Here is a 20,601-nt window from a genome sequence, read left to right as displayed (position 1 = left end):
TTGAAATCAGCATGAGCCGCTACAACCCCAATCACCCCCTCGCTGCTCAGATCTTCGAAGCAGCCGACAGGTTCAAGCAACGCTGCCTGCTTGACCAGGAGTCATTGTTCCTGGACTCCCTGCCCCTTTGGACAAACGGCCACTTCCAAGCCCTGATAGACAACTACGTCAAGCAGCCCGACGTGGGTGATGGCCGCTTCTACGAAAAACTCGCCAGCCAGTTGTCCACCTGTCAAGCGCTTGATGTCGCACTGATGACAGAGGTCTTTTGGATCGTGCAACTTGGCCCAACCAACCTGCGAGCGCCAACAAAGGTGAGGACGCTGGAGCGCATCTGGAACATGAACCCAGCGGCACCATTTCCTTCAATGTCAGCTTTCTTGACGATGCCGGTGCTGTCAGGTTTGGGCAGCGCAGGACCGGGCTACAACAACTACCTTTGGATGGAAATTGCATTCGCCGTCGAGGCGTTTTCAGCATTCATCAACAAGCCCCGCAGCGATCGAGAGGCACTGCTGAAGGATGCTCACGGCTTCGCGCAATGGCTGGATGGAATACCGTCAGGCAAGGGGAGGCAGCTCTATCACACGCTGTGCCATGTTCTTTTTCCGGACACTTTTGAAAGAATTTTCAGTCAAGGAAACAAGTTTCAGGTGGCCAGAGCACACAAGATATGGACGCGAGCCCTGGGCGAAAGCCGTCCGGCCATGGATGCCGCCCTGGAAGACCTGCGCAGACGCCTGGAGGTGCAGCACCCCGGCGCCGTTGACTACTACGTATTGCCTGTCGGCACGCTGATCAAGAAGCCGGTAGCGCCCGCAGGCAAAGTATCGGCCGTGACTGGCAGTGGATACGGCCCAGTGGCGAATCTTGTACCGTTGTCCGCGCATGAGCCTGACCCGGAGTACGATGTTGAGGCCGCAACGAACGCGAAACCCACGCTGCGTCTTGCCGATAACTTGATCCTGTACGGACCGCCCGGCACTGGCAAGACGCATGACATGCAGGCGCGGATGAAGGCCGCCTTTGACGAAGGCGAAGACTTTGCTTTCGTGGCTTTCCATCCCAGCTACTCCTACGAAGATTTCATTGGAGGCCTGAGACCAGTGCCTTCCGAGAATGGCTCGGGCATTGGGGTTGCCTTTCACAAAGGTCCGTTCCTGATGCTTTGTGAGAAGGCACATGCCAACCCGACACAGCAATTCACCCTGTTCATCGACGAGATCAACCGAGCGAACGTCGCCAAGGTCTTCGGCGAGTTGATCACATTGATCGAGCCGAGCAAGCGAGTGATTGCAGGCAGCACGCCGAATGACGCGGGCACTTGGGTGACGCTGCCAGGGCTGTCGGCGCCTTTTGGTGTCCCCGACAACCTGAACCTGGTGGCAACCATGAACACGGCGGACCGTTCCATTGCAATGATGGACATCGCCCTTCGACGACGCTTCCGCTTCCAGGAGTGCCCGCCCGAGCCCGACCTCATCGAGCCAGCGATGGTGGGAGCAGTTGACCTGCGGGCCTTGCTCCAGCGATTGAATGACCGACTTGAATACCTCCTGGACCGAGACCATGCCATCGGACATGCGGTCTTCATGGGCATCACTTCCCTCGCCGAGTTGCAACAGGTACTGGCGCAGCGCGTGATCCCCTTGCTCCAGGAGTACTTCTTCGAAGATATGGAAAAGGTGCGTCTCGTCTTGACTGGAAACAGCAAGGAAAGCGTGTTCTTCAGGTCCAGGTCTCTGTCGCCGTCAGAGCTGTTCCCTGGTGCCAAGCAGGATGTCGGCACGGAAGCGCGGCCGACCTTCTCGGTAGGAGATCCTGGCACCTGGAGCGAAGCTCAAGTGATGTCGCTTTACGGGGGGAAATACATCCACGAGGCACCAACGGTCGAAGCCGTGATTCAACCTGAAGAAGGTCCAGGCCCCGCGCAGAACGGGGGTTGATGCAATGGGAGGCCTGCGCACCATCACAGTTCTGGAGCACGAGGTCATCCCCATCGTCGAGCATGGTGATGAACCTGGCACATCGGCGGACAACTTCCCAGTATTTTCGGAGACTGAGGCGCAGGCGCTTCTTCGACTCAATGAACTGCGTCGAGGGTTCTGCCAGCGGCACTCAGGTGGCATCAAGCTCGCCCAACACTGCGGCATCGTTCGACTGCCAAACTGCGTCGTGGAAGTCTTGCCCAAGGTCGGCATGTCAGACCTCCGGACACCCGACGAGTTGAAGCAAGCCCGGGGCGCCCTCATGGCCATGTTGCACAGTGCCCGATTGGTGACCCTCACCAAGATCGGACCGGTTCCGCAGCAGGCTGCCCACGCCCCGCTTCTGGACGTCTTCATTGAGGCATTCCTCAAATGCGCGCTGGAACAAGCTAGGCGCGGCCAGTTGAGTCGGTATGTGGGGACGGCTGAAGACCTGGTTGTCATCAAAGGGCGCTTCCAGGCACACGGACACGTTCGCCGCAATCTGGCGCGGCCCCATTTGCTTCATTGCGAGTATGACGAGTTCACCGTTGACAACGCCTACAACCGCGCCGTCAAGGCGACGCTGGAAGCGTGCCGAACATGGCCAAGCAGAGCCAGTACGCAGCGGATGTGGTTTGAGACGTACACCCGGTATGCCAGCGTGTCGGCTACGAGGATCTCGTCGGCAGACGTGGCGCGCCTGCCCCGTGACCGCACGACCCATCGCTATGGCCAGTTGCTGACATGGTGCGAATGGCTGCTGGCCATGGCCAGCCCAGCCATGAGCGCGGGAACATCGCAAGCCCCGGGTTTGCTGTTTGACATGAACAAGCTGTTCGAGGCCCACACAGCCAAGCTGGAGGAAGCCGATTCAGGTTCCAGTCGCGTCGTACACACGCAAGGCCCCCCGCTGCCGCTGGCAACTCACGGCCCGCTCGAAGCGTTCATGCTGAAGCCGGATATCACGGTCTGGCACGTCGGCGAAGACGGTGGAGCCTCAGGCATTGACCGCATCGTCGATGCGAAGTGGAAACGATTGAATCCATTGGCGGCCAACTTCGGCGTGGAAGAGGCCGATGCGTACCAACTGCTCGCATATGCATTGCGATATGGCTGTACCTCGCTGGAACTGGCTTACCCACGACCTTCCGAACTCGTAAACCTCCGGCGATCTCCGGTGTTCAAGCTCATGACAGCGGAGCTGGAAGGCGACATCACAATCACAGTGAAGCTGGTGCCCTTATGGTCAGATGATTCATCAGATTCAATCAACCCAACCGAAATCCATTAATAGATGGCGGGTCGACTGCACCAGATTTCGTTTTGATTTCCAGATCAGCCGCCGAGGTAAACCGCTGGTTGGGCCAGCGCGATCCGCCCAAATCCTGACTGGCTCACGAACTGAGCCCGCCCCCTCCCCATCATCGGCAGGTCATCCCAGGAGCCGCCGATGTGGACCGCCGTCAACGATTTCCCGCCCTTCCGCCCCCGTCCCGGCCCCGCGCCCGCGCTGGATCCATCGGGCCGCTGGAGCGCCGCCGTCCTGCGGCTGGACGAGGCCCGGCGGGTCGAGTCCGATGACCACGTCGACCGCTACCCGGCCCAGTGGGTCTACGTCATGTGGCAGCCGTCCGGCCGGCCAGGGCCGTCGATCTGGCCGGATGGCTGGGGACTGGTTCAGGACGACCCGAGCGCCCTCGTCAGCGCCACCGCCGGCACGGCAGGATGGGCGGCGCTGTCAGCCGCCACGCAAAACTACCCCCCTGGGGATGGGTTTGGGTGTCGCTTGACAGGCGCTGGACCCGACGCAGTGCGCCTGGTCGCTATGGCTAGACCTGCTGCTCAACTGCGGCCACTGGGCCGACTGGCAGGTCGACCTGCTGCGCCGCCGACGCGACGAGGAACGCCTCGCCGAACGGGCGCTGCAACTGCGGCTCTACGGCAATCAGGACCCGGCCTTCTATGCCTTCCTGCGCCAGCTGACGCAGGCCGACACGGCGTCATCCCCGGAAAAGGTCAGCGCCATGCACCAGCTCGTCGACGGCAACGGCGCCGAGCAGTCACGGGTGACGGTGACGATGCGCGCCGACCGCTCGCTGCACCTGCTGTTCGAGCCCCTGGACTTCGGCGGCCCGAGGCTGCCGGATGTCACCTACCACCTCGACGCCAACACCGTCGCCCGCGCCCAGCTCGAATTGGGCCTGCTCGGCCGCGAGGTCTTCGACGACCCGGCCAGCTTCGTGCGCGTGGTGCTCACGCAGTTCGACAGCCTGCGGCAGGGGATGCGGTGGTTGAGGGAGGCGGGGGTTTGGGTGCAGGGCCCGGGACCGCCCCGCTGCTGACCCTGGCCCGCCCTGCTCGCCCAACATCCACGCGGTCAGCGACCGCCAGGTCCCGCAGCGGCAACTGCGGTGCGCAGGGGCAGCGCCAGTTCACGCAAGGCGTCGAGAACGGCGTGCGCGGCCGGTGCGAAGCTGCGATCGCGCAGCTTGATGAGCCGAAGCGATCTCGCCTCACCCCATCGCCCTCGTCCCCTTGCAAGCCGGATACCCCGTGCACCCCCAGAACGCCGTGCCCGCGTGGGTGCCGCGGCGGGCGGTGCGGCGGGTCATGGCCTTGCCGCAGAGCGGGCAGGAAGGCGCGCTGGCCGGGAAGTCGACGACCTCCGGAGGACGGGAGCGCGGGTTCGCGGGAGGTGCGCTCCGACCATTGGGCGAATCGGGCGAAGCGCGGCGGCCCTGGCGGAGCAAGGCCTGCAGTCGCGGGCCGTCGATCAGACGAACGTTGCGACCCTGGGCGAACGCCAGGGCATCGTCGGTGTAGCGCCCTGAACTCACCACGTATCCGCCGGTCGCGCCCCGGGCGGCCATGACGCCGTACAGCTCGCGCACCACGTCGACGCCGACCCGCTGTGCCCGCCATCGCTTGCACTGGACCAGGAACTTCTCCGTGCCCTTCGTCAGCACCAGGTCCACCCCGCCGTCCGCGCCGCCGCCGCCTGTCTCGGTCACGCGGTAACCCTGCTGGCGGAAGCCCTCGCCGACGAGTTGCTCGAACTGCTGCCAGCTCAGGCCGTCCACGGCGTCGGCTGAGCGGGCCTGCACGACGTCCGCCATCAATTGCCGACGTTCTCGGCGTCGCCAGGCGGACAGTCCGGCACCCGCCAGGCACAGCGAGGGCACGATGTACTGGCCCCAGCTCGCGAGGGTGGTGGCAAGGGTCTGCGTGAGCAGCTCGCCCAGCTGCCCCGGCTGCGCCATGGCGGTCATCGGCCGACCGGCCAGCCGATGCAGCCAGACGTGGCTGAGCAGTGCCAGCAATACATCGGCCCACCAGGGCAAGCGGGACACCAGGTCAAGCAGCCTCTCGGCGGGGCTGGAACGACGACGACGCGACATGGTTCTCCCTGAACTCGAAAAATCGACCGTCGCGATTCTTGCTGCCCAGCAAGGCCACTCCCGCACCAACGTCCACGATTCGCGCAAAAGTGCCTCGCCTGCGCCGCAATCGCCCGACCTTTCAGCACTATCCGCACCCCATCTCCACCCTCACCCCCCCCATCTCCGACACCCCCAGCCCCACCCTCGCCCCATGCCGCCGTGCCACCGCCTGCACGATGGCCAGGCCGAGGCCGCTGCCGTCGACCTGGCCGGTCTGGGCCTCGCCGCGCTGGAAACGGTCGAAGACGCGCTCGCGCAGCTCGGGAGGGATGCCGGGGCCGTCATCGTCGACCTGCAGGAGCGGCTGGCCGGACTCGGTCGTCACGCGCAGGCGGACGGTCCGGGCGCCGTACCTGGCCGCGTTGTCCAGCAGGTTGCGGATGGCGCTGCGCAGCGCCGCGGCATCGCCCTGCATCGGCACGGGCTGCTCGGCCTCGCAGTGGATGACCACGCCGCGGCGCTCGGCCAGCAAGGCCGCATCGGCATGGGCGAGGCGGGCGATGTCGGCCAGGTCGACCGGCTGCATCGGTGCCGAGGCCGCGCCCGGCTCGGCCCGGGCCAGCGCCAGGAGCTGCTCGACGAGGTGGGCCGCGCGGTCGATGCCGGCGCCCAGGCGCTGCACGGCGGCATCGTGCTCGGGGCCGGGCGCGGCGCCCTGCAGCAGGCCGAGCTGGAGCTTCAGCGCCGTCAGCGGCGTGCGCAGCTCGTGGGCCGCGTCGGCGACGAAGGTGCGCTGCTGCTCGAAGGCGGTCGACAGCCGCGCCAGCAGGCCGTTGAAGGCCCCGACCAGCGGCTGGAGTTCGCCCGGCAGGCCGGTGGTCGGCAAGGCGTCGAGGCTGGCGGCGTCGCGCGACCGGGCCGCCTGCACGACCCGTTGCAGCGGCGCCAGCGAGACGCCGATCAGCCACCACATCAGCCCGGCCGCCAGCGGCGCGGCCAGCGCGATCGGCAGCATGCTGCGCAACGCGGCGGAGGTCGCCAGACGGCGTCGCACCGACAGCGGCTGCGCCACCTGGATGACGCGCAGCGGCGTGGCCGCGCCGTAGACGCGCCAGTCCTCGTCACCGATGCGCTGGTCGCTGAAGCCCAGCACCGCGCGCGGCGGCAGGGCCTCGGTCACGCCGGGACGGCGGCTGCTGTAGAGCGACAGGCCTTCGACCGACCAGACCTGCACGAGGTAGTCGAGGTCCGGGTTGGACAGGGCCGCCGACTCCGCATCGGTCACGCCGCCCTGGTCGCGCAGCGACAGCGCCATCTGCTGCAGCTGGTAGTCGAACAGGCCGTCGGCCTCGGCCCGCACGCTCAGCCAGGTGCCGCCGCCCACGCCGACTGCGGTCATGCCCGCCAGCATCAGCAGGAAGGCGAACAGCCGCCCGCGCAGCGTGTCGAGCAGGCTCATGTCGAGCGGCCGTCCTTGGCGGGGCCGGCGTAGTAACCCAGACCCCGCACCGTGTGCAGCAGGTCGTCGCCGAGCTTCTTGCGCAGCTGGTGCATGTAGACGCTGATGGCGTTGCTCTCGACCTCCTCGCCCCAGCCGTAGAGGCGGTCTTCGAGCTGGGCGCGCGAGACGATCGCGCCGGGGCGTTCGAGCAGCAGCTGCAGCAGCGAGAACTCGCGCGCCGACAGCAGCACCGGCCGGCCGGCGCGGCTGACCTCGTGGGTGGCCGGATCGAGCCGCAGGTCGGCCACCTGCAGCACCGACAGGGCGCGGCCCTCGTGGCGGCGCCGCAGCGCGCGCAGGCGGGCCAGCAGCTCGTCCAGTTCAAAGGGCTTGGGGAGGTAGTCGTCGGCACCGGCATCGAGGCCGGCGACCTTGTCGGGCAGCGCGTCGCGGGCGGTCAGCACGATCACCGGGGTGGTGTCGCCGCGCTCGCGCAGCGCACGCAACACGCTCAGGCCGTCGCGGCGCGGCAGGCCCAGGTCCAGCAGCACGGCGTCGAAGCGTTCGGTGGCGAGTGCCGCATCGGCCGCGTCGCCGTCGCGCACCCAGTCGGCGGCCATGCCCTGACGGCGCAGCGCCTCGCGCAGGCTCTCGCCGATCATGGTGTCGTCTTCGACCAGCAGGACGCGCATGGGACGGGGCTCCATCAGGCAAGGGACGCTTCATTCTGGCAGTGGCGTGTACCCGTCCAGACGGCAAACTCGCGACCTTCACGCCCGCCTCACCTCACGCCCGACAGGACCTCCGCCCATGATCGTCACCACCGAACCGGTCGACATCCCGACCGCCGACGGCGCCACGATGCGCTGCCTGCTGACGCGCCCGAACGCGCCGGGCCGTTGGCCGGGCATCGTCTTCTACTCGGACATCTTCCAGGTCACCGGCCCGATGCAGCGCGCCTGCGTCCGCCTGGCCGGCCATGGCTACACCGTGCTGGCGCCGGACATCTACCGCCGGCTCGAAGCGCCCGGCACCGCCATCCCCTTCGACGACGCCGGCCGCACGCGCGGGCTGGACAACGCGCTGCGCACGCCGGTCGCCGCCTTCGACGCCGACTGCCGCGACGCGCTGGACTGGCTCGGCCGCCACCCCGCCGTCACGCCCGGCCGGATCGGCGCCGCCGGCTTCTGCATCGGCGGCCACCTGGCGCTGCGCGCCGCGCTGCAGGCCGACGTGCAGGCCACCGTCTGCTTCTACGCCACCGGCGTCCACAACGGCAAGCTGGGCCAGGACGCCGATGCCGGCACGCTCGCCGCCCTGCCGCGCATCGGCGGCCGGCTGCTGCTGGTCTGGGGCGAACACGACCCGCACATCCCGCCCGAAGGCCGCGCCACCGTCGAGGCCGGCCTGCGCGCGGCCGGCGTGCGCGTCGAGCAGCGCCTGCACCCGGCCGAACACGCCTTCATGCGCGACGAGGGGCCCCGCTTCGACCCGGCCTGCGCCGACGCGGCGTGGGCTCAGGCGATCGGGTTCTTCGGTTCAGCGTTCCAGGGCTGAAGCGGCACCCAGGCTAGTCTCGCCGCCGGCCCGCGCCTGACCTGACCTGACCTGACCTGACCTCACCTCACCTCACCTCACCCCACCTCCACCACCCGCCCCGACGCCGCCGCCTCGACCACCGCCTCGGTGATGCGCAGGTTGTTCAGGCCGTCGCGGGCGCTGACCAGGGGGGCGGCCTCGCCACGCACGACGGCGGCGAAGTGGGCCATCTGGTGGCGGATCGGGTCGTCGCGCACCAGGTCGACGCGGTCGACGTCAAACGGCTTCCACCACGACCGGTCCTCCGGGCGCGGGTAGGTCTTCAGGCGCATCGTCGGCACCGACAGGCTGCCGTTCGTGCCGGTGACGACGTAGCAGTCCTCGTCGTCGTAGCTCGGATAGGCCGGGTTCTCGCAGCTGGTCTGCTCCCAGCTGCGCGCGCAGGCGGCGGTGTCGCTCAGCAGGAAGGTGCCCAGCGCGCCGCTGGCGAAGCGCAGGTTGATCGCCACCGTGTCCTCGACCGCATGGCCGCGCACCGCGTTCGACGAGAAGGCCTGCACCGCGGCGATCTCGCCGCACAGCATGCGCAGGTTGTGGACCTCGTGGATCAGGTTCAGCAGGATCGGACCGCCGCCCTTCTCGCGCCGCCACGGGCCGGCCTCGAAGTACTCGGTCGGCTTGTAGAAGGTGGCGCTGCCCATCACGCCGACCAGCCGCCCGAGCCGTCCGCCGGCGATCACCTCGCGGGCCTTGGCCATGATGGGGCTGTGGGCGCGGTGGTGGCCGACCAGCACCCGCGCGCCGCGCGCCTCGACCTCCCGGACCAGCTCGGCGGCTTCGGCCACGGTCGGTGCCACGGGTTTTTCCAGCAGCACCGGCAGACCGGCGGCGATGCAGGCCAGCGTCTGCGGCACATGCAGCGCATTGGGCGTGGCCAGCACGATGCCGTCGGGCCGGTCGTGCGCGATCAGCGCGTCCAGCGTCGCATGCAGCGGCACGCCGTGCGCCTCGGCCAACGCGTGCGCGGCCGGCGACGGGTCGACGATGGCGGCCAGCGCCGTGCCGTCGCCCTGCACGATGGCCTCGATGTGGGCCTGGCCGATGTAGCCGGCGCCGGCAACGGCCATGCGGGTCTTGCTCATGGGGGATCCTGGAGAAACCGGAAGTGAGGGGTCGGAGCCGCAACGTTAATGCTGACGTTCCGGTTTGTAATCCGGATCTGCGTCGCGACTCAATTCACGAACCGTCACCAATGGCCCGTCCCGCCCCCGCACCGATCCCCAAGCCGCCCGCCAAGGGCTGGGACCTCGACCACCTGCGCGTCTTCGCGCTGGTGGCGCGCCGCGCCAGCTTCGTTGCCGCCGCGACCGAGCTGGGCATGTCGCCGGCCTACGTCAGCAAGCGGGTGGCCGAGCTGGAGCGGGCGCTCGGCGTGGCGCTGTTCCACCGCACCACCCGGCGGGTGCTGATCAGCGAGGCCGGCGACGCCGCACTGGCCTGGACGCTGCGCGTGCTGGAGGCGGCCGACCGGCTGCAGGACAGCGTGGCGATGACGCCCGAGGCGGCCGGCGAGCCGGTCACGCTGAGCGGCCCGCTGCGCATCAGCACCAGCCTGCGGCTGGGCCGCCACCATGTCTCGCCCATCCTGGCCGAGCTGCAGGCGCGTCATCCGGGGCTGGAGATCTGGCTGGAGCTGCTCGACCGCCGCGTCGACCTGCTGGCCGAGGGCTTCGACATCGACATCCGCATGGGCGAGGTCGCCGAGCCGCACCTGATCGCCCACCCGGTCGCCCGCAACGCCCGCGTGCTCTGCGCCGCGCCGTCCTACGTCGCCCGGCGCGGCCTGCCGCAGAACCTCGCCGAACTGGCCGGCCACGACTGCCTGCTCTACCGCGAGCGCCACCAGACCTTCGGCGTCTGGCGCCTGAGCGGCCCGGACGGCCCGGCCTCCGTGCGCGTCACCGGCCCGATGGGCTCCAACCACAGCGACATCGTGCGCAACTGGGCGCTGGACGGCCGCGGAATCATCCTGCTGGCCAGCTGGGACGTCGCCGAGCAGCTGCGCCGCGGCGAGCTGGTCCGCGTCCTGCCCGGCTACCACCAGGGCGCCGACGTCTGGGCCGTCACCGCCGCCCGCCTCGACCAGACCGTGCGCCTGCGCCTGTGCACGCAGTTCCTGATCGAGCGCCTGCAGCGCGGCGCGCACGCGCTGGACACGTCGGTGAGGTGAAGCCCCGGTCGTGGGGGACCGTCGTTCGCTGTATCCTGATGGACATCACGGCCCCTCCCGCCCCTCGTCATGCTGCCCCTGCTCCCTCGCCTGCGCCACGCCGCCCTGACACTTGCCAGTCTCGTCATCGCCATGCAGGCACTCGCCGCCGAGGTGACCGTCTCCGCCGCCGCCAGCCTGACGAACGCGCTGCGCGAGGTGGCACCGTTGTATGAGGTGGCATATCCCGGTGCCCAGGTGCAGCTGAACTTCGGGGCCTCGGGGGCGCTGTTGCAGCAGATCGCCAAGGGTGCGCCGGTCGACGTGTTCGCCAGCGCCGACCAGGAAACGATGGACCAGGCGCAGGCCCGCGGCCTGGTGCTGGCGGCCCAGCGGCGCGACATCGTGCGCAATGCGCTGGTCGTCATCGTGCCGGCCCGGGCGGCGCGCATGCCGGCGGCCATCGGCGACCTGGCGCAGCCGGACTACGGGCGCATCGCCATCGGCCTGCCGGCCAGCGTGCCGGTCGGGCGCTACACCCAGGGCGTGCTGGAGGCGGCCGGCCTGTGGCGCGCCGTCGAGCCCAAGATGATCGGCGCGAGCAGCGTGCGCCAGGCGCTGGACTACGTCGCGCGGGCCGAGGTCGACGCCGGCTTCGTCTACGCCACCGATGCCGCGCTGATGCCCGACAAGGTCAAGGTCGCGCTGACCGTGCCCACCCGCAGCCCCGTGCGCTACCCGGCCGCGCCGCTGGTCGGCGCGCCCAACCCGGTCGACGCGGCCCGCTTCGTCGACTTCCTCGGCTCGCCCGCCGCGCAGGCGGTGTTCGCGCGGCACGGCTTCGGCCGGCCCTGAGCGGCACCGTTCAGCCCGGAACGAACAGCCCGAAACGATCAGCCCCGACCCGTCGACATGGACACCGCCTGGACCGCGCTCGCGCTGACGCTCAAGGTGGCCGGCTGGGCCACCGCCCTGAACCTGCTGCTGGGCGTCGGCCTGGGCTGGCTGATGGCGCACCGGCGCCTGCCCGGTCGTGACCTGATCGACGCCGTGCTGACCCTGCCCATGGTCATGCCGCCGACCGTGCTGGGCTACTACCTGCTGGTCGTCATCGGCAGCCAGGGCGCGCTCGGCGGCTGGTTGTTGCAGCAGTTCGGGCTGCGGCTGGTCTTCACCTGGCAGGCCGCCGTGCTGGCCGCCGCGGTGGTGTCCTTCCCGCTGGTCTTCAAGGCCGCGCGGGCCGCCTTCGAGACCGTCGAGCCGCAGCTGGAGGACGCCGCCCGCTCGCTCGGCCTGGGCGAGTGGGCGGTCTTCCTGCGCGTCTCGCTGCCGCTGGCCTGGCGCGGCATCCTGGCCGGGCTGCTGCTCGCATTCGCCCGCGCGATGGGCGAGTTCGGTGCCACGCTGATGGTGGCCGGCAGCATCGTCGGCAAGACACAGACGCTGTCGATGGCGGTCTACGAGGCGGTCCAGGCCGGGCAGGACGCCACGGCCGACTTCCTCGTCGCCGTCACCTCGGTGGTCTGCCTGGCGGTGCTGCTGAGCGTCGGCCGCCTGCTGCCCGGCCGCGTCGCGGCACGGGGCTGAGGAACCCGACATGAACGCACCTCATCCCGCACGCGATCCCACACCCGATCCCGCCCCTCATGCCGGATCACCCTGGACCTGGGACATCGCCCTGCAACGCCGGCTGCGCCAGGGCGAGGCCCGCTTCACGCTCGACGTGCAGTGGCGCAGCACGGCCCGGCGGGTCGTGCTGCACGGGCCGTCCGGCGCCGGCAAGTCGCAGACGCTGCGCCTGATCGCCGGCATCGACCGGCCCGACGCCGGCCGCATCGCCGTGGCCGGACGCGAGATCTGCGACACCGCCGCCGGCCGCTCGCTCAGCCCGCAGGCGCGGTCCTTCGGGCTGATGTTCCAGGACTACGCGCTGTTCCCGCACCTGAGCGTGCGCCAGAACATCGCCTTCGGCCGCCGCACCGGCTGGCTCAACCCCGGCCGCGAGGCCGCCGATGCCGAGGTCGAACGCTGGATCGACGCCTTCGGCCTGCGCTCGCTGGCCGGCCAGCTGCCGCACCAGCTGTCGGGCGGCCAGCGCCAGCGCACGGCGCTCGCGCGGGCGCTGGCGATCCGGCCCCGTGCGCTGCTGCTCGACGAGCCCTTCGCCGCGCTCGACAGCGGCCTGCGCCGCAGCCTGCGGGCCGAGCTGCTGGCCTTGCAGACCGAGCTGGACCTGCCGCTGCTGCTGATCACGCACGACGAGGAGGACGTGCAGGCGCTGGCCCAGCACGTCGTCCAGATCGAGGCCGGCCGGGTGGTCAACGAGGTGCCGGCATGACGACACGCCGACGCGACAGCAAGGCCCGGCCGCTGGCGGTCAAGGGCTCGCTGTGGATCACCTCGGGCGACGAGAGCCTGGGCGGCCACGGCCGCATCGCGCTGCTGCGCAGCGTCGCCGAACACGGCTCGATCACGCAGGCGGCCAAGGCCTACGGCATGAGCTACAAGGCCGCCTGGGACGCGATCGACACGATGAACCGGGTCTCGGGCGAGCCGGTGGTCGAGCGCAGCACCGGCGGTCGCGGCGGCGGATCGACCCGGCTGACCGCGCATGGCGAACGGCTGGTGCAGCGCTACACGCAGCTCGACGCGGTCCACCAGCGCTTCGTCGCCATGCTGGCCGAACAGGCCTTCGACCTCGACCAGGACTACTCGCTGCTGCAGGCCCTGAACATGAAGACCACCGCGCGCAACCAGTTCCTGGGCACCGTCACCGCCGTGCGTTCCGGCGCCGTCAACGACGAGGTCGAGGTGACGCTGGCCGGCGGCACCCGCGTCGTCGCCATCATCCCGCGCGACGGCACCGAATCGCTGGGCCTGCGCACCCAGCTCGCGGTGATCGTGCTGGTGCCCTCGGCCCATGTGCTGCTGGCCACCGGCCTGGACGGCGCGCGCCTCTCGGCCCGCAACCAGCTTGCCGGCACCGTCGCGGCCGTGCGCCCCGGCGCGGTCAATGCCGAGGTGGTGCTGGCCCTCACCGGCGGCGGCCAGCTCGTCGCCACCGTGACCAGCGCCAGCGTCGACACCCTGGGCCTCGCCGAAGGCATCCCGGCGGTCGCGCTGGTCAAGGCTTCGGACGTGATCCTGGCGGTGCTGGCCTGACGGACAACGCGGCGGCGGGGTCAACCGCCTGTCATGCCACGCAGGGCATCGCTTGGGCACAATCCCGCGCGCTGCAGGCCCCGCCCGACCGGCCTGGACGACCGGCCCGATCCCCACCAACACCACGAGGAAGACACCATGAAGACGAAAGCCGCCGTTGCCTGGAAGGCCGGCCAGCCGCTGACCATCGAGACGGTCGATCTGGACGGGCCGCGCTTCGGCGAGGTGCTGGTCGAGATCAAGGCCACCGGCATCTGCCACACCGACTACTACACGCTGTCGGGTGCGGACCCCGAAGGCATCTTCCCGGCCATCCTCGGCCATGAAGGCGCGGGCATCGTCGTCGATGTCGGGCCCGGCGTGACGACCTTGAAGAAGGGCGACCACGTCATCCCGCTCTACACGCCCGAATGCCGCCAGTGCAAGTTCTGCCTGAGCCGCAAGACCAACCTGTGCCAGCTCATCCGCGGCACCCAGGGCAAGGGCCTGATGCCCGATGCGACCAGCCGCTTCAGCCTCGACGGCAAGCCCATCTTCCACTACATGGGCACCAGCACCTTCGCCAACCACACCGTCGTGCCCGAGATCGCGCTGGCGAAGATCCGCCCGGACGCGCCCTTCGACAAGGTCTGCTACATCGGCTGCGGCGTCACCACCGGCATCGGTGCCGTGCTCTTCACCGCCAAGGTCGAGGCGGGCGCCAACGTGGTCGTGTTCGGCCTCGGCGGCATCGGCCTGAACGTGATCCAGGGCGCGAAGATGGTCGGGGCCGACAAGATCATCGGCGTGGACCTGAACCCCGGCCGGGAAGCCATGGCCCGGAAGTTCGGCATGACCCACTTCATCAACCCGAAGGACGTGGCCGCTGCCGGCGGCTCGCTGGTCGACGCGATCGTGCAGCTGACCGATGGCGGCGCGGACTACAGCTTCGAGTGCATCGGCAACACAAAGGTCATGCGCGACGCGCTGGAGTGCACCCACAAGGGCTGGGGCCGCAGCATCATCATCGGCGTGGCCGAGGCCGGTGCCGAGATCAGCACCCGGCCCTTCCAGCTGGTGACCGGCCGCAAGTGGGAAGGCTCGGCCTTCGGCGGCGCACGTGGCCGCACCGACGTGCCGAAGATCGTCGACTGGTACATGGACGGCAAGATCAACATCGACGACCTCATCACCCACAAGCTCAGGCTCGCCGACATCAACGAGGGCTTCGCGCTGATGAAGCGCGGCGAGTCCATCCGCGCCGTCGTGGAGTTCTGAACATGGCGAGCTTCGACCGCCTCGAACCCGTCAGCGAACACGGCTGCTTCGGCGGCGTGCAGCGCTTCTTCAAGCACGCCTCGGGCGTCATCGGCCTGCCGATGAAGTTCGCGCTGTTCCTGCCGCCGCAGGCCGTCGCGGGGCAGAAGGTGCCGCTGCTGACCTATCTCGCCGGCCTGACCTGCACCGAGGAGACCGCGACGATGAAGGCCGGCGCGCAGCGCCTGGCCGCCGAGCTGGGCCTGGCGCTGCTGATGCCCGACACCAGCCCGCGCGGGGCGGGTGTCGACGGCGAGGACCACCACTGGGACTTCGGCGTCGGCGCGGGCTTCTACCTCGATGCCGAACACGCGCCCTGGGCCGGTCACTGGCGCATGGAGAGCTACCTGCTGCAGGAGCTGATCCCGGCGGTGGTGGCCGAGTTCGGCCTCGATGGCGATCGGCTCGGGCTGACCGGCCACTCGATGGGCGGCCACGGCGCACTGACGCTGGCACTGCGTCATCCGGGCATGTTCCGCAGCGTCTCGGCCTTCGCGCCGATCTGCGCGCCGACCCGCTGCCCCTGGGGCCGCAAGGCCTTCACCGGCTACCTCGGCCAGGACGAGTCGGCCTGGGTGGCTCATGACGCGAGCCTGCTGATGGCCGCGCAGAAGGCCGCGCCCTACCCTGGCGGCATCCTGATCGACCAGGGCCTGGCCGACAAGTTCCTGGCCGAGCAGCTGCACCCGGACGCCTTCGAGGCCGCCTGCGCCGCCGTCGGCCAGCCGCTGACGCTGCGCCGCCAGGCCGGCTACGACCACGGCTACTACTTCATCGCCAGCTTCATCGACGACCACCTGAGGCACCACGCGCAGCAGCTGCGGGGTTGAGGCGCCGGCCGCGCCGCAAGGGCGCGGCCGATCACAGGTTCTCGCGCGTGTGGAGCTCGAACGGCACCTGCACCGCTCGGCTGCCCGGCTCGGTGGCGGCCTTGCGGGCATGCAGCGTGGCCGCGACGATCTCGTCAGCCCGGCGGTCGAAGGGGTGGGAGATCGCCAGCGTCCTCTGGACGCCACCGCCGGAGACATCGAGGCCCTGGAGGTCGGCACGCTCGCGCAGCAGCTTCCCGGTCAGCTCGTGATCGACGGCGTCGGCTACCGCTTCGAGCTGGACGCGTGCAAGCGATGCGGCGCGGGCCGCCGGACGGCGCTCAGACCGTCAGCGGCAAGGCGCCCAGCGACTGGATGACCGCGCCGTCGGCCTGCACCGCCGCGCGGCGCAGGTAGAAGCCGAGCGCACGAAGTCCGCCGAGTTCCTCGCCACCGCCGGCCCGGCCGGGGCCGCCGTGCAGGGACTGCGGCATGACGTTGCCGTGCCCCGTCTGGGTCGTCGCCACCGACGGGCTGACGATGTGGACGCGGCCGTGGCAGGCCGCCAGCTCGGTTGCGCAGGCCGCCAGTGCGGAGGCATGTTCACCGTCCGTGTCACCGTAGAGCGAACACACCAGCGAGCCTTCGCCGCGGGCGATCAGCGCCTGGGCGTGGGCCAGGTCGCGGTAGGGCATCAGCGTGGCCACCGGGCCGAAGACCTCGACGCGGTGGACGAGGTCCGAGCCGTCCGGGTCGTCACAGGCCAGCAGCGTCGGCGCCAGGCAGGCCGAGACGGCCGGGTCGGCACCGACCAGGGGCTGGCGACGGCCGTCGAACAGCACGCGGGCCTGCGTCGCCAGTTCGACGATGCCGGCCTGCACGGCGTCGAACTGCTCGCGGCTGACCAGCGCGCCCATGCGCACCGACGCGTCGCGCGGGTCGCCGGTGGTGATGCCGGCGAGCTTCGCGGCGATGGCCGCGCCGATCGACTCGTAGCGGTCCTGCGGCACCAGCGCACGGCGGATCGCGGTGCACTTCTGGCCGGACTTGACCGTCATCTCGCGCACCACCTCGCGCACGAACAGGGCCTGGGCCTCGTCGCTCGCGCCGGGCATCAGCAGGGCCGAGTTGAGGCTGTCGGCCTCGATGTTGACGCGCACCGAATGCCTGACCACCGCCGGATGCGAGCGGATCAGCTCGGCCGTCTGCGCCGAGCCGGTGAAGCTCAGCACGTCGAAGGGCTGGAGCTGATCCAGCAGCCCGGCCGAGCTGCCGCAGATGACCGACAGCGCGCCCTCGGGCAGCAGGCCGCTGGCGACCACGTCGGCGACCATGCGCTGGGTCAGCCAGGCGGTCGCGGTGGCCGGCTTGACGATCACCGGCACGCCGGCCAGCAGCGCCGGCGCGGCCTTCTCCCACAGGCCCCAGCTCGGAAAGTTGAAGGCGTTGATGAACAGCGCGACGCCACGCGTGGGCACCAGCAGGTGCTGGGACTGGAACACGCCGTCCTTGCTCATCGGCGTCGCGCCACCGTCCAGCAGCGCCTTCGCGTCGCCCAGCTTCGCGCCCCAGCGGGCGTACTGGCCCAGCGTGTAGATCCCGCCGTCCACATCGACCGCCGTGTCGGCCGCCGTGGTGCCTGAGTCGGCCAGCGCGATCGCGCCGTAGGCCTCGCGGTGGGACTGCAGCAGCTTGGCGATGGCCGCCAGCCGCTCGGCGCGCTGGCCGAAGGTCATGGCCCGCAGCGCCGCCCCGCCCTGTTCACGGGCGAAGGCGAAGGCGCGCGGCAGGTCCAGCCCGGCGCTGGAGACCCGCACCAGCTCGGCGCCGGTGACGGGATCGACCAGCGGGGTGCCGGCGCCGGTGCCGGTGACCCAGGCGCCGTGGACGAAGTTGGGGAGGAGTTCGGTCATCGCGGTTCCTTGCATGCGGTGGGCGGATGACCGGAACTTTAATGCATCACTACGTCAACTAGGCAACATAGTTCATCTTGTTGCCGCCGTTCGACGCTCAGGCCGCCGGCCGGGCCGGGATGTTCAGGCCACGCTGCACCGCCGGACGGGCCAGGAAGGCGGCCAGCACGCGTTGCACCTCGGGGAAGTCGGCCCAGCCGACCCGTTCGCCCGCGCCGTAGAAGCCGACCAGGTTGTTGACCCACGGGAGGATGGCGATGTCGGCCACCGTGTAGTCGTCGCCCATGACCCAGGCGCGGCCGCGCAGCCGCTGGTCCAGCACGCCCAGCAGGCGGCGCGACTCGGCCACGTAGCGGTCGCGCGGGCGCTTGTCCTCGTAGTCCTTGCCGGCGAACTTGTGGAAGAAGCCGAGCTGGCCAAACATCGGCCCGATGCCGCCCATCTGGAACATCAGCCACTGCAGCGTCTCGTAGCGCCGCGCCGGGTCCAGCGGCATCAGCTGGCCGGTCTTGTCGGCCAGGTAGACCAGGATCGCGCCGGACTCGAACAGCGCCAGCGGCCGCCCGCCCGGGCCGTCCGGATCGAGGATGGCGGGGATCTTGTTGTTCGGGTTGAGCGACAGGAACTCCGGCGTCATCTGGTCGTTGGTGTCGAAGCGGACCAGGTGCGGCTCGTAGGCCAGGCCGCTCTCCTCCAACGCGATCGAGACCTTGACGCCGTTGGGCGTCGGCAGCGAGTACAGCTGCAGCCGCTCCGGGTGCTGCGCCGGCCAGCGGCGGGTGATGGGGAAGTCGTCCAGCATGCTCATGGCAGGTCCTCGTGGGTGGGTGGATGGGGGGGGCGGGATTCAGTCCGGCGCCGCGTAGACCAGCACCTTCAGCGCGCGCTCGTCGTCGACGTCGGCAAAGGCGGGCGGGTTGGCCACCCGCTCGACGAAGCGCAGCGACGGCGCCAGCTCGGTCATCTGCGCGGTCAGGAAGCCGGTGCCCAGCTCGGGCGCGTTCAGGCACAGCAGCACATGTCCGCCGGGCGCAAGCAGGTCGCTCAGGCGGCGGATGAGGCGGGCGTAGTCCTTGGTCGCGACGAAGCTGCCCTTCTGGTAGCTGGGCGGGTCGACGATGACCAGGTCGTAGGGACCGGCGCGGCCGACCTTGCCCCAGGAATTGAAGAGGTCGTGGGCCAGGAAGGAGACGCCCGCCGCCGCGCTGGCCGGCAGGCCATTGAGCGTGTGGTTGCGCCGCCCGATCGCCAGCGCGCCGTCGGCCATGTCCAGGTTGACGACGCCACGCGCGCCGGCCTGCATCGCCACGACCGAGAAGGCGCAGGTGTAGGCGAACAGGTTCAGCACCTTCAGGCCCGGCCACTGCCGCACATGCTCGCGCACCCAGCGCCGCCCGGCCGCCATGTCCAGGAACAGGCCGTGGTTCTGGCCCTTGAGCACGTGTACCAGGTAGGCCGTGCCGTCCTCGTGCACGACATGCGGATCGGGCACCGCGCCGGCCATCAGGCGGGTCTCGACGCGGCCTCCGGGCTGGCGTTGCTGGAAGACCCAGTTCAGGGTCTCGCCGGTCGGCGCGACCTCGGCCCAGCGCCGCGCGAGGGCCTCGCCGACGCGGGTCAGCTCGGACGCCTCGACCGGCTGGAAGCTCGTCAGCACGAAGACCGGCGGCCAGGCGTCGAGCGTCCAGTGCTCGCAGCCCGGATGCCGCCCCCCGCGTCCGTGGAAGACGCGCACGGCATCGGTGGGCAGAGCCATCGTGGCGATGGCGTCGAGCAGGGCTTGCATGGGGGCATCGGTCGTGAGAGGTCGGCGAGTTTAGGCAGGCCGCCCGGGCCCTGCCGGTGCGTGGCCGACTCGCCCCGGACGGCCTCAGCCCGCCGCGTCGCCCGGCACGAACCACCACCAGTCGTGGTCTTCCGGCACCGGCCGACCGGCCGCGATCGCCGCCTGCAGGACCCGGGCGACCTCCTCGTCGGCGATGGCGAAGGGCTGCGGCACGGTCTCGCCGGGGAAGCGCGCGACATAGGCCGCGGCCACCTCGCGCAGCACCGCGACCGGCTCGGCCACCGCCGCCGTCCGGCGCGGCAGGTCGACCCAGCCGTGCGATTGCAGCGAGGCGGCGATGTGCGCGTAGCTCAGCCCTTCGTGCGACTCGCCGGGCCGGACGGTCACGACGACGTCCTGGCTGCGGTCACTGGGGTGGTTGGAGCGGATCCAGATCTGCACCGGCTCGCCCGGCAGGGTCGGGCCGCCGGCATAGGCACGGGTCGGAGGGGCGCGGAGGTCGTCGGACATGATGGGCCGCGATCATGCCCTCCGGGGCATCCGCCGCCACCCCGGGAATGGGCAGGCTGAACGGCGGATGGCGCAATCCCTTGCGTCCTTCGGGGAACGCGACGCAGCACCGCCCGCCGGTCAATCCAGCGCGTCCAGCGGCGCTGGCCGGTACTTCGCCAGCCAGGCCGGCGTGAAGTCGAAGCGCTCGGCCGCGAACAGCGCCGCGACGCAGGTCCCGCGATGCCCGTGGCGCCACAGCGTCACGTAGACCCAGCGCCCCTCCCGCTTCAGCAACAGCACCTGCGCCGGAACCATCCCGCCGCGCTGGTAGAGCGGATAGCGCTGCTCGGCGGCGGTCTGGAAGTGCTGGCGGTCGGCGGGGGTGAGCAGGGCTTGCTCGGTGGAGACGGGGAGCTGGATGGGCGGACTGCCCGCGACGCAACTCGGCAAGGTCAGCTCGGCGGGTGCGGCCTGCAGCCCCGTCGCCAGCCAGGCGAGCGTCAGCATCAGGGCGAGGGACCGGCGGGCAGGCATCGGGAGGGCTCCGGGGTGACGCGTTCATCCTAGGGGGATGCGGGGCGAACGCGGGTGTGGGTATCCCGGA

General features: G+C 70.0%; 21 protein-coding genes. 12 read left to right on the top strand and 9 right to left on the bottom strand.

Translation table 11 applies throughout. The features are described from left to right. Positions 1-11 precede the first annotated feature (11 nt). The 3 genes from Q8X39_RS05230 (at position 12) to Q8X39_RS05220 (ending at position 4,312) form a co-directional block, all read left to right on the top strand. The gene (locus Q8X39_RS05230) at positions 12-1,946 is read left to right on the top strand and encodes an McrB family protein (protein WP_305748583.1); all 1,935 of its coding nucleotides are present in this window, start codon (positions 12-14) and stop codon (positions 1,944-1,946) included. Between the two features lie 4 nt (positions 1,947-1,950). After that, the gene (locus Q8X39_RS05225; RefSeq protein ID WP_305748582.1) at positions 1,951-3,261 is read left to right on the top strand and encodes an McrC family protein; all 1,311 of its coding nucleotides are present in this window, start codon (positions 1,951-1,953) and stop codon (positions 3,259-3,261) included. 733 nt (positions 3,262-3,994) lie between these two features. Continuing rightward, positions 3,995-4,312, top strand: a complete 318-nt coding sequence (locus Q8X39_RS05220; protein ID WP_305748581.1) for a hypothetical protein — start codon at positions 3,995-3,997, stop codon at positions 4,310-4,312. 171 nt (positions 4,313-4,483) lie between these two features. Here Q8X39_RS05220 and Q8X39_RS05215 read toward each other — a convergent pair whose 3' ends face one another. The 3 genes from Q8X39_RS05215 to Q8X39_RS05205 form a co-directional block, all read right to left on the bottom strand. Further along, positions 4,484-5,368, bottom strand: a complete 885-nt coding sequence (locus Q8X39_RS05215) for a restriction endonuclease (protein ID WP_305748580.1) — start codon at positions 5,366-5,368, stop codon at positions 4,484-4,486. Positions 5,369-5,495: 127 nt separating this feature from the next. Next, positions 5,496-6,809 (bottom strand): ATP-binding protein, encoded by a 1,314-nt coding sequence (locus Q8X39_RS05210; protein WP_305748579.1) that lies wholly within the window; start codon positions 6,807-6,809, stop codon positions 5,496-5,498. Continuing rightward, positions 6,806-7,483, bottom strand: coding sequence for a response regulator (locus Q8X39_RS05205; RefSeq protein ID WP_305748578.1), 678 nt, complete (start codon positions 7,481-7,483; stop codon positions 6,806-6,808). The genes Q8X39_RS05210 and Q8X39_RS05205 overlap by 4 nt, the downstream gene beginning before the upstream one ends. Positions 7,484-7,601: 118 nt before the next feature. Between Q8X39_RS05205 and Q8X39_RS05200 the strand changes: the two genes are divergently transcribed. After that, positions 7,602-8,348 (top strand): dienelactone hydrolase family protein, encoded by a 747-nt coding sequence (locus Q8X39_RS05200; protein ID WP_305748577.1) that lies wholly within the window; start codon positions 7,602-7,604, stop codon positions 8,346-8,348. A 77-nt stretch (positions 8,349-8,425) separates the two neighbouring features. Here Q8X39_RS05200 and Q8X39_RS05195 read toward each other — a convergent pair whose 3' ends face one another. Continuing rightward, positions 8,426-9,472, bottom strand: a complete 1,047-nt coding sequence (locus Q8X39_RS05195; protein ID WP_305748576.1) for a Gfo/Idh/MocA family protein — start codon at positions 9,470-9,472, stop codon at positions 8,426-8,428. Between the two features lie 110 nt (positions 9,473-9,582). Between Q8X39_RS05195 and Q8X39_RS05190 the strand changes: the two genes are divergently transcribed. The 8 genes from Q8X39_RS05190 (at position 9,583) to Q8X39_RS05155 (ending at position 16,185) form a co-directional block, all read left to right on the top strand. Beyond that, positions 9,583-10,560: a LysR family transcriptional regulator gene (locus tag Q8X39_RS05190; protein WP_305748575.1), complete on the top strand. Its 978-nt coding sequence runs from the start codon at positions 9,583-9,585 to the stop codon at positions 10,558-10,560. A gap of 69 nt (positions 10,561-10,629) precedes the next feature. Continuing rightward, complete coding sequence (modA, locus tag Q8X39_RS05185) at positions 10,630-11,394, top strand: molybdate ABC transporter substrate-binding protein (protein WP_305748574.1); 765 nt, start codon at positions 10,630-10,632, stop codon at positions 11,392-11,394. 57 nt (positions 11,395-11,451) lie between these two features. Next, positions 11,452-12,126: a molybdate ABC transporter permease subunit gene (gene modB, locus Q8X39_RS05180; RefSeq protein ID WP_305748573.1), complete on the top strand. Its 675-nt coding sequence runs from the start codon at positions 11,452-11,454 to the stop codon at positions 12,124-12,126. Between the two features lie 10 nt (positions 12,127-12,136). Next, positions 12,137-12,877, top strand: a complete 741-nt coding sequence (locus Q8X39_RS05175; protein WP_305748572.1) for a sulfate/molybdate ABC transporter ATP-binding protein — start codon at positions 12,137-12,139, stop codon at positions 12,875-12,877. Continuing rightward, positions 12,874-13,701, top strand: a complete 828-nt coding sequence (locus tag Q8X39_RS05170) for a TOBE domain-containing protein (protein WP_305748571.1) — start codon at positions 12,874-12,876, stop codon at positions 13,699-13,701. Before Q8X39_RS05175 ends, Q8X39_RS05170 begins: the two co-directional genes overlap by 4 nt. A gap of 138 nt (positions 13,702-13,839) precedes the next feature. Next, the gene (locus Q8X39_RS05165; protein WP_305748570.1) at positions 13,840-14,958 is read left to right on the top strand and encodes an S-(hydroxymethyl)glutathione dehydrogenase/class III alcohol dehydrogenase; all 1,119 of its coding nucleotides are present in this window, start codon (positions 13,840-13,842) and stop codon (positions 14,956-14,958) included. A gap of 2 nt (positions 14,959-14,960) precedes the next feature. Then, positions 14,961-15,827: an S-formylglutathione hydrolase gene (gene fghA, locus Q8X39_RS05160; protein WP_305748569.1), complete on the top strand. Its 867-nt coding sequence runs from the start codon at positions 14,961-14,963 to the stop codon at positions 15,825-15,827. 49 nt (positions 15,828-15,876) lie between these two features. Beyond that, on the top strand, positions 15,877-16,185 hold the full coding sequence (locus Q8X39_RS05155; RefSeq protein WP_305748568.1) for a hypothetical protein: 309 nt from the start codon (positions 15,877-15,879) through the stop codon (positions 16,183-16,185). Here the strand turns inward: Q8X39_RS05155 and Q8X39_RS05150 are convergent. From Q8X39_RS05150 to Q8X39_RS05130, 5 genes are all read right to left on the bottom strand, one after another. Further along, complete coding sequence (locus Q8X39_RS05150; RefSeq protein ID WP_305748567.1) at positions 16,148-17,719, bottom strand: 3,4-dehydroadipyl-CoA semialdehyde dehydrogenase; 1,572 nt, start codon at positions 17,717-17,719, stop codon at positions 16,148-16,150. The two genes, Q8X39_RS05155 and Q8X39_RS05150, sit on opposite strands and share 38 nt — an antisense overlap. Before the next feature lie 97 nt (positions 17,720-17,816). Then, the gene (locus Q8X39_RS05145) at positions 17,817-18,527 is read right to left on the bottom strand and encodes a glutathione S-transferase N-terminal domain-containing protein (RefSeq protein ID WP_305748566.1); all 711 of its coding nucleotides are present in this window, start codon (positions 18,525-18,527) and stop codon (positions 17,817-17,819) included. Between the two features lie 39 nt (positions 18,528-18,566). Beyond that, positions 18,567-19,505 carry a class I SAM-dependent methyltransferase gene (locus Q8X39_RS05140; RefSeq protein WP_305748565.1) on the bottom strand — a complete coding sequence of 313 codons (939 nt, stop codon included), beginning with the start codon at positions 19,503-19,505 and terminating at the stop codon, positions 18,567-18,569. Positions 19,506-19,589: 84 nt separating this feature from the next. After that, complete coding sequence (locus tag Q8X39_RS05135; RefSeq protein ID WP_305748564.1) at positions 19,590-20,015, bottom strand: hypothetical protein; 426 nt, start codon at positions 20,013-20,015, stop codon at positions 19,590-19,592. Positions 20,016-20,135: 120 nt separating this feature from the next. Then, positions 20,136-20,531, bottom strand: a complete 396-nt coding sequence (locus Q8X39_RS05130) for a hypothetical protein (RefSeq protein ID WP_305748563.1) — start codon at positions 20,529-20,531, stop codon at positions 20,136-20,138. Positions 20,532-20,601: the final 70 nt, after the last annotated feature.

It is taken from the genome of Leptothrix discophora (assembly GCF_030705305.1).
Classification (GTDB): domain Bacteria; phylum Pseudomonadota; class Gammaproteobacteria; order Burkholderiales; family Burkholderiaceae_C; genus Sphaerotilus; species Sphaerotilus discophorus.
Note: the sequence above shows the minus strand (reverse complement) of the source record. Positions and strands in the feature narration are given on the sequence as shown.

Coding starts and splice junctions, on each gene's coding strand:
- Q8X39_RS05230 (WP_305748583.1), top strand. CDS start 12: ATGAGCCGCTACAACCCCAATCACCCCCTCGCTGCTCAGATCTTCGAA.
- Q8X39_RS05225 (WP_305748582.1), top strand. CDS start 1,951: ATGGGAGGCCTGCGCACCATCACAGTTCTGGAGCACGAGGTCATCCCC.
- Q8X39_RS05220 (WP_305748581.1), top strand. CDS start 3,995: ATGCACCAGCTCGTCGACGGCAACGGCGCCGAGCAGTCACGGGTGACG.
- Q8X39_RS05215 (WP_305748580.1), bottom strand. CDS start 5,368: ATGTCGCGTCGTCGTCGTTCCAGCCCCGCCGAGAGGCTGCTTGACCTG.
- Q8X39_RS05210 (WP_305748579.1), bottom strand. CDS start 6,809: ATGAGCCTGCTCGACACGCTGCGCGGGCGGCTGTTCGCCTTCCTGCTG.
- Q8X39_RS05205 (WP_305748578.1), bottom strand. CDS start 7,483: ATGCGCGTCCTGCTGGTCGAAGACGACACCATGATCGGCGAGAGCCTG.
- Q8X39_RS05200 (WP_305748577.1), top strand. CDS start 7,602: ATGATCGTCACCACCGAACCGGTCGACATCCCGACCGCCGACGGCGCC.
- Q8X39_RS05195 (WP_305748576.1), bottom strand. CDS start 9,472: ATGAGCAAGACCCGCATGGCCGTTGCCGGCGCCGGCTACATCGGCCAG.
- Q8X39_RS05190 (WP_305748575.1), top strand. CDS start 9,583: ATGGCCCGTCCCGCCCCCGCACCGATCCCCAAGCCGCCCGCCAAGGGC.
- modA (WP_305748574.1), top strand. CDS start 10,630: ATGCTGCCCCTGCTCCCTCGCCTGCGCCACGCCGCCCTGACACTTGCC.
- modB (WP_305748573.1), top strand. CDS start 11,452: ATGGACACCGCCTGGACCGCGCTCGCGCTGACGCTCAAGGTGGCCGGC.
- Q8X39_RS05175 (WP_305748572.1), top strand. CDS start 12,137: ATGAACGCACCTCATCCCGCACGCGATCCCACACCCGATCCCGCCCCT.
- Q8X39_RS05170 (WP_305748571.1), top strand. CDS start 12,874: ATGACGACACGCCGACGCGACAGCAAGGCCCGGCCGCTGGCGGTCAAG.
- Q8X39_RS05165 (WP_305748570.1), top strand. CDS start 13,840: ATGAAGACGAAAGCCGCCGTTGCCTGGAAGGCCGGCCAGCCGCTGACC.
- fghA (WP_305748569.1), top strand. CDS start 14,961: ATGGCGAGCTTCGACCGCCTCGAACCCGTCAGCGAACACGGCTGCTTC.
- Q8X39_RS05150 (WP_305748567.1), bottom strand. CDS start 17,719: ATGACCGAACTCCTCCCCAACTTCGTCCACGGCGCCTGGGTCACCGGC.
- Q8X39_RS05145 (WP_305748566.1), bottom strand. CDS start 18,527: ATGAGCATGCTGGACGACTTCCCCATCACCCGCCGCTGGCCGGCGCAG.
- Q8X39_RS05140 (WP_305748565.1), bottom strand. CDS start 19,505: ATGCAAGCCCTGCTCGACGCCATCGCCACGATGGCTCTGCCCACCGAT.
- Q8X39_RS05135 (WP_305748564.1), bottom strand. CDS start 20,015: ATGTCCGACGACCTCCGCGCCCCTCCGACCCGTGCCTATGCCGGCGGC.
- Q8X39_RS05130 (WP_305748563.1), bottom strand. CDS start 20,531: ATGCCTGCCCGCCGGTCCCTCGCCCTGATGCTGACGCTCGCCTGGCTG.